The following is an 11,810-nucleotide window of genomic DNA, read 5'->3' as shown; positions in this document are numbered from 1 at the left end:
GTCTTTAATAAAAAGACTGGCATTATCTCCGTCAGGATAACGCCAGTCTTTTTATTTATGATAGACAATCATGTCACGGAAATAGTGCGAAACGATTTATCTCACTTTCTTTCTCTTATAATATGGATATGTAACCAGTATAAAGAAAATCAAAGCAATCACAGCTACCACCTGTCCTGTATAGAGCATCTTATCCGCTTCCAAATCGAAGTAACACGCAACAGCTATTCCGGATGCGAATCCGACTTCGCTGGCCAACAGATGAGTGGTATTTGCCGTACCCCGCTGACAATGATGTGACAGTTTCACGAACATGACCAGAAATTCCGGCATCACCAACCCCAGTCCCAAACCCAAGAGTATGGAAGGTACGCCTACCGGGAAACCGGAGGCCAGCAGAGTGATGGCTACAATCTCCAGTATGATGCCGACGAGCACCAGCCGCAGAGTTTTTTCTTTCAGAATAAACAGACGCGCCAGCAACAGGGAGGCAAGATATCCGATGCCTGTACCGACAAAGAACGGTATAGGGATTCCACTGCTTCCCAATACGGAATCGTTAAGGAAACGGTGTACAAGCGGAATCAACAACCCCGGAACGAAGGTGATCAGAATCATATTGATGGCAGGCACCCATCCCCGCAACAGCAAAAAGCGATCGAATGAATAAAGCCTGGTCACAATCGGTGCACGGAAAGGCACATATACTCCGGATACCATCAAAACACCTGCTGCTCCGGTAATCACCGATACGGACAATAGATTTTTAAAAGAATAGCTCTGATAAAGCCAGACACCCAGAACAATGCCTATAATCATCCCCAGACGTGCCATCCAGGAGAAACTGACATTTCCGGCACTGCGAAGTGTAGCGTTCGTTATGTCAATGGCGAGTGTGATTCCTGCGGTGGTAGCGATTCCGAAAGCCAGTCCCTGTACGGTGCTCAACAAGATAAGTTCCGTGATGTTCGTCACAAAGGCGTATCCTGCCGTTGCTGCCACCATCGTGGCAAAAGAGAACATACATACGTACTTACGCTTATAAGCATCTACGAGATAAGCATGGAACGGACCGATAAGGAACATTCCTAAAGTGAAAAAAAGAAAGATCACTCCTGTCTGTGCCACCGGTACTCCGAGACGGTCTGCCATCTCAACGGAAAGTACCGGAAACAAGATATACAAGGAGATAAACAACAGCAAATTAGCTACGCATATCCGCATAAAATGAACTGTCCACAATTTAACTGCCATATACTGTTTTAATATTGTTCCTTCTCGTTAGGGAAGTCGCAATTCTTCACGTCGGATACGTAACGGCTGATGGCGTCAGTCATCACCGTATACAGGTCTGCATAACGACGTAAGAAGCGCGGACGGAATCCGTTGTTCATTCCAAGCATATCCTGAATGACCAATACTTGTCCGTCAACATGACCACCGGCACCAATACCTATAATAGGTATCGTCAGTTCGGAAGCCACACGTTCTGCAAGAGTAGCCGGTATCTTTTCGAGTACGATGGCAAAGCAGCCTGCCTCTTCGAGAAGATGAGCATCACGAATCAGCTTTTCAGCTTCGTTGTCATCTTTGGCACGTACCGTGTAAGTACCGTATTTATTAATAGACTGAGGCATCAGTCCCAAGTGTCCCATCACCGGAATACCCGCACTGATGATACGCTTCACCGTATCGATGATTTCTTCTCCACCTTCCAGTTTCAAAGCATCGGCATGGCTTTCCTTCATAATGCGGATGGCAGAAGCAAGACCTTCCATTTCGTTACCTTGATAGGAACCGAAAGGCATGTCTACTACGACCATAGCGCGTTTTACGCCACGTACTACTGATTTAGCGTGATAAATCATCTGATCGAGAGTAATAGGCAATGTAGTCACATTACCCGCCATCACGTTCGAAGCGGAGTCGCCTACCAAAATTACGTCCATTCCCGCACCATCTACGATCTGTGCCATTGTGTAATCATAAGAAGTAAGCATAGATATTCTTTCGCCTCTTTGCTTCATTTCAACCAGGCGATGAGTAGTCACCTTTCTTGTGTCATCTGATATATAACCAGCCATGTTTCTTAAATTTTAAATTAAAACTAGAAATTAAATAAGGCGTCAACGCCATCAAAAATTGCGGCAAAGTTATAACATTTCTTTCATAAGTGAGAAAGAAAAAGAAAAAATCCTTTCAAACACCTCCTCAAGTTAATGAGAAGGCGGCCAAAAAGACAAATTAAGAAGATAATAAGAAAGAACTAACGGTGCAAGGCCAATAAGTGTTCAAAGGTCATTTCCGAAAAGTCATCTATTATATAATGTGCTTTTCCGGTGATGGCCTCTCTTGTATTGGTAGTGGCAAGACCGATAACAGTGGCACCGGAAGTCATTCCGGCTTGCAGACCGTGGAAGGAGTCTTCGAACACGTACGAGTTTTCGGGAGTAGCACCGAATATTTCCATACCGAGCAGGAAACAGTCGGGAGCGGGTTTGGAACGGGCAAACATTTCTCCGGTCAGGATGCGGTCTACCATTCCTTTAAATTCGGGATGGGCGTTATAGACGTTTTGCATCTTCTCTTCGTTGGAGCTGGTTACAACGGCTATTTTTGCTCCGTGTTTACGAAGATCGGCAATAAAAGCTTCTACACCGGGGATGTACTCGTAGGACATGCTTTTCTCATAAATATTGAGTCCGGCCGTAATCTCTTGTTGAGCTTCGGGGAGGTCCGAGAAATATTTCTCGTAAATCTGGGTCAGCGTCTGTCCCTTGATGCGACGGCCGAAGTCTTCTTCATTCAGATATTTACGTCCCTGTTCATCCCAGAAAACAGTGTACTGTGTTTCCGTATCCATGATGACACCATCAAAATCGAACAGTGCCGCAATTGTCTTTGTTGTATCCATACGTAATCTTTCTTTTTACCTAAAACGTTAAACCTTGTGTATTGAATTGTGCAAAGTTCCGAATAATCATCGAATCAGGCAAATAATTCGTACCTTTGCCCCACTTAAAAAAACGTAACATTCGTTTTCATCCAACAATCCATACGAGCGCATGAGCAAAAACGATCCGCACATATTAGGAAAAGAAAGCATCGGTAAGCTACTGTTGCAATACTCCATTCCCGCTATCATCGGGATGACAATCACGTCTATCTATAATATCATCGACAGCATCTTCATCGGTCACGGTGTGGGTGCGATGGCTATTGCCGGACTGGCGGTGAGCTTTCCTCTGATGAATCTGGTCGTTGCTTTCTGTACACTCGTTTCGGCGGGTGGTTCTACCATCGCTTCTATTCGCCTGGGACAGAAAGATATGAAAGGGGCTACGGAGATTCTGTCACATACGCTGATGCTCTGTATCACAAATTCTTTCTTTTTCGGTATCCTGTCTTTTATCTTTCTTGATGATATACTGACTTTCTTTGGTGCCAGTCCCGACACACTGCCTTATGCACGGAGTTTTATGCAGGTGATTTTATTGGGAACTCCCATCACATACACGATGATCGGCCTGAATAATGTGATGCGTGCCACCGGATATCCGAAGAAAGCGATGCTTACTTCTATGGTAACGGTAGTAGCAAATATCATCCTCGCTCCTATCTTTATCTTTCACTTTGAATGGGGAATGCGGGGAGCGGCTACAGCAACGGTTATCTCACAGCTGATCGGAATGGTATGGGTGGTGAGCCACTTCTGCAAGAAAGACAGTACGGTGCATTTTGAGGGAAAGGTCTGGAAAATGAAAGGAAGGATTGTAGAGAGTATTTTCGCTATCGGCATGTCTCCTTTCCTGATGAATGTCTGTGCTTGTGCCATCGTTATCGTGATTAATAATAGTTTGCAGGAACATGGAGGCGACATGGCTATCGGTGCTTACGGAATCATCAACCGGTTGCTGACGCTTTATGTCATGATCGTATTGGGACTGACGATGGGCATGCAGCCGATTGTAGGTTACAACTTCGGAGCACAGAAGATAGACCGGGTGAAACAGACGCTAAAGCTGGGAATTATTTCCGGTGTAGTGATTACAAGCAGTGGCTTTCTGATTTGCGAGTTTTTCCCTCATGCAGTATCGGCAGTCTTCACGGATAGTGATGAGTTAATCGGACTTGCGGTGGACGGTCTTCGGTTGACTGTACTTATGTTCCCGTTTGTAGGAGCACAGATTGTAATCGGTAACTTCTTCCAAAGTATAGGCAAAGTAAAAATAAGTATTTTCCTTTCGTTGACGCGGCAGTTGCTTTATTTGCTGCCTTGCCTGTTGTTATTCCCGCATTGGTGGGGACTGAAGGGAATATGGATCAGTCTGCCGGTATCGGACTCTTTAGCATTTATTACGGCAGTTATCAGTCTGATGATTTATATAAAGAAAGTATCGAAAGAACATCCGATAGCGGATAAGGTGGCGGAATAAAGCAAAAAGGACGCTATGCTAAAAGATATATCAGTATGAAAAATATTTAGGCACGAATACACGGATTAAGATGACTTCTGCAATGAATGCATCTCATAAAAGCCGCGTTAATCCGTGCCTAAAAGATAATAATATTCTTATTCGCTCTTTATACTTTTCACCGGATTCTCATTGGCGATGTGCCATGCTTTTAACACAACGCAAACTACAATCAGCAATAAGACAAACGTTGCCGTACCCACAAACAATAACGGGTTCATATAAATCTGTTCGGCAAACTGGTCAAGCCATGCCTTTCCGACAAAATAGGAAACAATGGTACCAATCAATATGGAGGATGCGGAGACATACAGAATCTCGCGTATCAACAGACGCAAAATATGAGAAGCTTCGGCTCCATTCACTTTCCGGATAGCTATTTCTTTGCTTCGACGTTGCGTTTCATCATTCACATATCCGATCAATCCCATTATTACAATCAGCAGAATAAAGCTTGAAGTGATCCAGACTGAATTACGGAAACGATATACACTCTTGTATATATCCTTTATCATACCGTCTACAGAACTGAAATGCAAGGCTACATTCGGAAATGTCTTATCGGCAAACTCGTTCAGACGTTTCAGATTTTCATCATACGGCTCTTTCAAACGGACATCAAATACATGATTGGCATTCTCCGATCCTATCAAGACAATAGGTGCCTGAGTTGAAAAGAAGCTATAGTTGCGGACATCCCGGAAGACACCGACAATCGTACCCTGTATATCATTCAGTTTCTTTCCTACCGCCCCATCTGTCCATTTCATCAGACGTACCAACTCTTCATTCACCAATAAATCGTCCTGTTTCTTAAGAGTGCTGCCTTCGATAATCTTTATTCCCATTACTTCGGGATAGTTATAACTGCAATAATTAAAGTTAAGTGTAGCGATTCTTTTACCATCATTACTCATCAGTCCGCGTGTCCAGTACTGTCCGATTACTCCGCTTGTGGCAACAGCCACTCCCTCTACCATAGGCTGGCGACGCAGTTCATCGGTGACATGCTCTACCGTTTCTTTCGGCAACCAGGTTCCTGCCTGAACCAGTCCCGGAACGTTTATTCCCATATCGCGGCTCATCAGATGGTTGTATTGCAGGAGCGTTACCAGCAGCAGTCCTAAAACAAAGGAGACACCTGTGAACTGTATAAACAACAACGAACGTTTCCAACCCGTTTTACCATCAGAGTAACGACGGAACACCTGCGTGACTGGTATACGCGAAAACAGCCGTCCCGGTATGCCACCTGCCAAAAGCAAAAGTATCACAATCGTAAGCAAAGGCACCCATAGTGTCTCCCACGCAAAAAGTGAGGATAGACGGACAGAAAGCAAATCTTCGATTATTTCATGTGCGTTGACTATCAGCAGAAGACTAAGAAGTACGGAAAAGATAACAAGGATTCCTGTTTCTGCCAAAAACATGCCGAAGATATTTCCGGAACTGGCACCACTGCATTTATGTACTCCTACTCCTTTGGCACGACGGCTTAGGGTGGCAATAGATATCAGCATATAATTCATGATGGCCACAAAGAAGATAGCGAATCCCAGAAAGCCATATATGATCAAACGCTTCTGCACATCGGAAGATATCAAATGATACTTCACCAATGGGATGACACTGAAATTCATTTTCCAGTCATCATACTGGGCAGGAGTGTATTTTTCGATTACCCGTTGGATGTTGTCATTCACCTTGTCAATATCCGCAGCATTACGCAGGCGAAGAAACGTGTAAAAGACATCATTTCCCTTCCAGCCATATCCTCCCTGATATCCTCCATCCCGATGGATGGAGACAACAAAGTCGTGAGTGAGCACCGTATTCTCCGGCATATCCTTGTATACACCACGAATAGTAAAATCATTTTGCCTGTCTGCTTTAAGAATTTTACCGATAGGGTCCGCATCTCCAAACGTTTCACGGGCAAAATGCTCTGACACAAACACACTTCCCGGCATGATCATATCTTTCGGGTTCCCTTTTAAGACAGGGATACCAAAAGTCTGGAAGAAACAAGTATCAGCGTATATATAGTTAACGTCCGATAATAATTTGTCTTCGTAATATATACTCATCCCTTGTCCGGTGAGGACACAACTGGCAAACTCTATTTCTTCGGGCATATCCTGCGCCAAAGTAGATGCAACCACATCAAAAAGTGTGTAATCATAATTGTTGCCGTCGTCTCCCATTGTCTCCCCCGTGCTAAGGTTAGTGGTCAGGCAACGTGCAATAGCCAGTCGTTCCGGTTCCGGATAACAATGTTCATAACTCAATTCAAACGCAATCTGCGAAAAGAGTAAAATACCAATAGTAAGTCCCAGCGAAAGAGAAATTATCCTGATGATATTTGTGCCGCGTTCGCGCAGTAAGGTTCGGATGCTATAATAGATTTGTCTCATTGTCGTTCCGGTTTATGCCGTTACACTTGCCACTACACTACCGTCAAACAGATGTACGGTACGATGTGCGAAACTCGCATCGTGCTGTGAGTGCGTTACCATGATAATGGTGGTTCCCTCCTTGTTCAGTTCTGTCAGCAGGTTCATTACTTCCGCGCCATTCTTGGAGTCCAGATTACCGGTAGGCTCATCGGCAAGGATAAGCTTTGGATTAGTCACTACCGCACGGGCAATTGCCACACGTTGTTGCTGACCGCCGGAAAGTTGTTGCGGGAAGTGTTTGGCACGGTGGCTGATATTCATCCTTTTCAGGATGTCTTCTACCATGCGGCGGCGTTCGGAAGATTTGATACCAAGATAGGTCAGCGGAAGTTCTACATTCTCAAAGACATTCAGTTCGTCTATCAGGTTAAAACTCTGAAATACAAAGCCCAGTTTGCCTTTGCGGACGCCGGTACGTTCCTTTTCTTTCAATCCGGCAACTTCTTCTCCCAATAATCGGTAAGAACCTTCGGTTGGGTTATCCAATAAACCAAGAATATTCAGTAAGGTGGACTTGCCACAGCCCGAAGGTCCCATAATGGCAACAAACTCTCCTTCCTTTACTTCAAGGTTCACGTGATTTAGTGCGACTGTCTCTACTTCGGTAGTACGGAATACTTTACTAATGTTTTCAATCTGTATCATCTTGTTCATTTATTATGTTGTTATACTTTTTATTTCTTCTTTATTCGCTCTTTATACTATTGACCGGGTTTTCATTGGCAATCTTCCATGATTTCCAAAGTACACATGCCACAATGACTGCCAGATTTGCAATTGCTATCAGAAGATAGGCAGCCCAACTGAGCGGAACATGTTCGGCAAACAAATCCATCCACATACCATTGACGTACCATGCTGCTACCACTCCGATTAAAACTGCAACAACGGCTACATAAAGCACATCTTTCACCAGCAGTTCCAAGATTCCGGTTGCTTCAGAACCATTCACCTTGCGTATGGCTATCTCCTTGGAACGACGGCGGACCTCATCCGTAGTGTAGCCTATCAATCCCATCAACATCACAAAAAACATTGTTATTGCCGCCAGCATCGTAGCATTACTGAAAACACGAACAGAGTTATAATTCTCTTTGATCATCTGTTGCATCGACCGAAATTCGATAGTCTTATCAGGAAATGCACTCTCCATCTCCTTATTCAGTTTGAGAAGATTCTCGGCAAAAGGTTCTTTCAACCGGACATGGATACAATCACCAAACCTCTTGGTGTGCATAAGCAGCAACGGTTGTTGCGGGCTGGTAAAACTTCCGATGCGATAATCTTTCATCACGCCCACTACCTTACATACGTATCCCGAATTATAAACTGTACGATTCAGTATATTGTTTCCCCAATGCATCCACTCGGCAAAAGTCTCATTGACGACTGTCTCATCGTCACCACGGGGCATACGTCCCTCTTTCAGAACCATCCCCATCATCTTCGGATAATCATCCGGAACACTGCAATAACGGGATGAAAATAGTGACTGTCCGCTTTCATCATTAATAATCGTTCCACTATATCCGTAGACAGGATGATAAGTGGCACTGGACACGGATTCCACATAAGGCATATTCCGGAAAACATTCAAGGCATAATTTCCTTTTTCTTCCTCACCGAAGCTGGCATTGGCCACCACTACACGCTTTGGATTATAACCCAAATCTTTATTCAAGATATAATAATATTGCATCATCACCACATACATCAGTCCGCAAATAAATGCTACACCGGCAAACTGGATAAACAGCAACGGTCGTTTCCAGCCCTTTTTACCTTCCGTGTATCGGCGGAATACCTGAGTAACGGGTATCCTTGCAAACAGTCGTCCCGGCAACACCCCACCCACAACGAAAAGTACAGCTACCGTTAATAAAGGTACCCAAATACGATCCAAGCTGAACAAAGCGCTTAACTTGACAGCTGCCGTATCTTCAAAGAAATCCTGAAAATTCAATAAGATCAATCCCATCAGGATCAGGGCAAACAGAATGATAATCGCTGTTTCCCAAAGAAACATACTCAATATGGTCATGTTTCCTGCCCCATTGCATTTATGCACACCGACCGCTTTCGCCCGATAGGAAAGTGATGAAACGGAAATCAACACATAATTCAATGAAGCGATGAAAAGAATAGTAATACCCAGAATAGTCATGATGTTCCGCATCCGCCTTACATCTTTATTGTCACGGTATACATCACGGATGGGCTTTACAAAAGCGGTATATCCAACCACTTTTTGATCTTCCGCAGGACGATACTTCTGTATCATTGCGTCTATCCGGGCATTCACTACCGACTTATCGGCTCCGGGACGAAAACGGATGAACGCCAGCCAGCTGTCGCCGCCTCTCCATGAGTAATTTCCCCATTTACGGCTCCATATCGACGGCAGAGAAATCACCGCTTCAGGCCTTACCGTCGCATTCTCCGGTATATCAGCATAGGTGCCTTTTACCGTAAGTTCTATCTCTTTACTGTATGAGATAACCTTGCCTATCGGATTCTCTGTGTCGAACATCTTTCGTGCCAAACGGTCACTCAGGTAAACTACATCTTTTTGGGCTAAATCTTTCACCGGAGTTCCGCTTAAGACCTCGATTCCCATCGTCTGGAAAAAGAGGGAATCTGCCGCCAGCTTTCTGACTTCAAAACGGACACTACCATGATAGAGAGGATCATTCACCCAAAGGCAGTAACTGGTAGCCGCCTCCACTTCTTTGGGAAAGTTTTCAAGAATTGCACCCGCTACCGGTCCGCAATTTTGATCCTGCGGTTCGAGTTGTTCGCCATTCATCGTAAAGATGGAAAAGACTTGATATAAGTTTTCATAATCCTTAAAGCATTTATCAAAGCTCTGCTCAAAAGCCACGCGGGCAAATAATAAAATACTCATTGTCAGCCCAAGCCCTAAAGAAATGACCTTGACAACATTGGAACTACGCCCCCGCAGCAAAGTTCGAATGACATAATAGATTTGTCTCATGATTATATAATATATTCCTGTTTTTTTTATGATGCAGTGCAGATAACGTGCCACAATAGTGAGAATACTCATTCTCAATCATTTATAGTTATCTGTCCTATCATCTACTGTCTAATAATTAGACACATGCGTCTAATTATTAGACAAAGACAATCGTATTTCCTTTCTCAGTGGAAAGTATGCATTAATGCCTATTTATTGTTCCATTTTTCTTATTTCGCCCAAGCAATCGCCCATATCTCAACTGAAAACTCTATCTTCGCATCAAGTTTTCAATTAAATAAATTATTCTATTTATGGTAAACAAGAATTTATACACTCTCCTAGTCTGCCTGCTTCTGGCCGGATGCGATCTGATAGACTACCACCCCTACGATGTACGTATCAGTGGAGAGACAGACGTAAATGCTCATAACATTGAACAAATAGAAGCTAAGTGCAAAGGAAAGACAACCATCCGTTTTATCACGATGGGCGATTCACAGCGATGGTATGATGAGACAGAAGACTTTGTAAAAGAGGTCAATAAGAGAGATGATATCGATTTCGTCATTCACGGAGGAGATATGAGTGACTTCGGGCTGACCAAAGAGTTTCTTTGGCAGCGGGACATCATGAACGGACTGAAAGTGCCTTATGTCGTCCTTATCGGGAATCATGACTGTCTGGGTACCGGAGCAGAAACTTATCAGGCTGTTTTCGGACCTACCAACTTCTCATTCATTGCGGGCAATGTGAAATTCGTCTGCCTTAATACCAATGCGCTGGAATATGATTATTCGGAGCCTATTCCCAATTTCGGTTTTATGGAACAGGAACTGACGGACAGGGCAGATGAGTTTGAAAAAACCGTAGTCAGCATGCATGCACATCCTTTTGCAGATGTGTTCAATGATAATGTGGCGAAGCCGTTCCAGTACTACATCACCCAATATCCGGGACTACAGTTCTGCACGGCCGCCCATAATCACGGATTCGATGACAGAATCCTTTTTGATGACGATGTGCATTATATTGTCAGCGACTGCATGAAAAGTCGCAGTTATCTGGTATTTACTATAACCCCGGAAAAATACGAATATGAACTGGTTGAATACTAAATATATGATCCGCGCAGGAGTACTGACTATGCTTCTACTCTTCCCCAGCCTGCTTTCGGCTACTTGCAAGCCAGATACAATTATCAGGAACTATAAACCCGACTCGCTGAAACTGGCAATTAAGGCAGATTCTATCATAGCCTTTCATGAGGGTGATTCTGCATTCACAATAGTCAAAGCAGACACAGTACTTCCTTATATTGCCGAACCGGTTCTTCGCACCGGCTACGACAGACGTGTACATCGCTTCCGCAAAAACTGGGAACGCATCATTCCGACCCACTCTAAAATACAATATGCCGGAAATATGGGATTACTCTCCTTCGGCACCGGATGGGATTACGGAAAACGAAATCAGTGGGAAACTGACCTGTTGCTCGGATTTATCCCGAAGTATTCGTCCAAGAAGGCAAAAGTGACCATGACACTGAAACAGAACTATATGCCCTGGAGCATCAACCTGGGGAAAGGATTCTCTACCGAGCCGCTTTCCTGCGGACTGTATCTGAATACCGTATTCGGCAATCAGTTCTGGGTCAGCGAACCGGAACGTTATCCGAAAGGATACTATGGTTTTTCAAGCAAGGTGCGTATCCATGTTTTCATGGGACAACGGCTGACCTATGATATTGACCCTAACCGCCGATTTCTGGCAAAGTCCGTGACTTTCTTCTACGAGATAAGTACATGCGATCTTTATCTGATCAGTGGCGTAACAAATAGCTACCTCCGTCCCCGTGATTATCTGAGTTTATCATTCGGATTAAAGTTCCAATGGCTATAA

At 44.1% G+C, this 11,810-nt stretch carries 9 protein-coding genes; 3 read left to right on the top strand and 6 right to left on the bottom strand.

Annotation, left to right across the window (positions count from 1 at the left end):
* Positions 1 to 96: 96 nt before the first annotated feature.
* From HMPREF9007_RS14145 to HMPREF9007_RS14155, 3 genes are all read right to left on the bottom strand, one after another.
* Positions 97 to 1,254 (bottom strand): MFS transporter, encoded by a 1,158-nt coding sequence (locus tag HMPREF9007_RS14145; protein ID WP_008761375.1) that lies wholly within the window; start codon positions 1,252 to 1,254, stop codon positions 97 to 99.
* Between the two features lie 8 nt (positions 1,255 to 1,262).
* A complete protein-coding gene (panB, locus tag HMPREF9007_RS14150; protein ID WP_008761374.1) occupies positions 1,263 to 2,084 on the bottom strand; it encodes a 3-methyl-2-oxobutanoate hydroxymethyltransferase in 822 nt (273 codons plus the stop codon).
* A gap of 182 nt (positions 2,085 to 2,266) precedes the next feature.
* Complete coding sequence (locus tag HMPREF9007_RS14155; protein ID WP_008761373.1) at positions 2,267 to 2,914, bottom strand: HAD family hydrolase; 648 nt, start codon at positions 2,912 to 2,914, stop codon at positions 2,267 to 2,269.
* A gap of 151 nt (positions 2,915 to 3,065) precedes the next feature.
* Here HMPREF9007_RS14155 and HMPREF9007_RS14160 point away from each other — a divergent pair, with 151 nt between their 5' ends.
* The gene (locus HMPREF9007_RS14160) at positions 3,066 to 4,436 is read left to right on the top strand and encodes an MATE family efflux transporter (RefSeq protein ID WP_008761372.1); all 1,371 of its coding nucleotides are present in this window, start codon (positions 3,066 to 3,068) and stop codon (positions 4,434 to 4,436) included.
* Between the two features lie 137 nt (positions 4,437 to 4,573).
* Here the strand turns inward: HMPREF9007_RS14160 and HMPREF9007_RS14165 are convergent, their stop codons facing one another.
* The 3 genes from HMPREF9007_RS14165 to HMPREF9007_RS14175 are packed head-to-tail and all read right to left on the bottom strand — an operon-like array spanning position 4,574 to position 9,926.
* Positions 4,574 to 6,889, bottom strand: coding sequence for an ABC transporter permease (locus HMPREF9007_RS14165; RefSeq protein WP_008761371.1), 2,316 nt, complete (start codon positions 6,887 to 6,889; stop codon positions 4,574 to 4,576).
* A 12-nt stretch (positions 6,890 to 6,901) separates the two neighbouring features.
* A complete protein-coding gene (locus HMPREF9007_RS14170; RefSeq protein ID WP_008761370.1) occupies positions 6,902 to 7,576 on the bottom strand; it encodes an ABC transporter ATP-binding protein in 675 nt (224 codons plus the stop codon).
* Positions 7,577 to 7,616: 40 nt separating this feature from the next.
* Positions 7,617 to 9,926 (bottom strand): ABC transporter permease, encoded by a 2,310-nt coding sequence (locus tag HMPREF9007_RS14175; protein WP_032850355.1) that lies wholly within the window; start codon positions 9,924 to 9,926, stop codon positions 7,617 to 7,619.
* Positions 9,927 to 10,222: 296 nt separating this feature from the next.
* On the opposite strand from HMPREF9007_RS14175, the gene HMPREF9007_RS14180 reads away from it, so the two are divergent.
* Positions 10,223 to 11,026: a metallophosphoesterase gene (locus HMPREF9007_RS14180; RefSeq protein ID WP_008761368.1), complete on the top strand. Its 804-nt coding sequence runs from the start codon at positions 10,223 to 10,225 to the stop codon at positions 11,024 to 11,026.
* Entirely contained in the window at positions 11,007 to 11,810 is an 804-nt protein-coding gene (locus HMPREF9007_RS14185; RefSeq protein WP_008761367.1) for a hypothetical protein, read from the top strand. The genes HMPREF9007_RS14180 and HMPREF9007_RS14185 overlap by 20 nt, the downstream gene beginning before the upstream one ends.

It is taken from the genome of Bacteroides sp. 1_1_14 (genome assembly GCF_000162515.1).
In the GTDB taxonomy this organism is placed as follows: Bacteria; Bacteroidota; Bacteroidia; order Bacteroidales; family Bacteroidaceae; genus Bacteroides; species Bacteroides thetaiotaomicron.
Note: the sequence above shows the minus strand (reverse complement) of the source record. Positions and strands in the feature narration are given on the sequence as shown.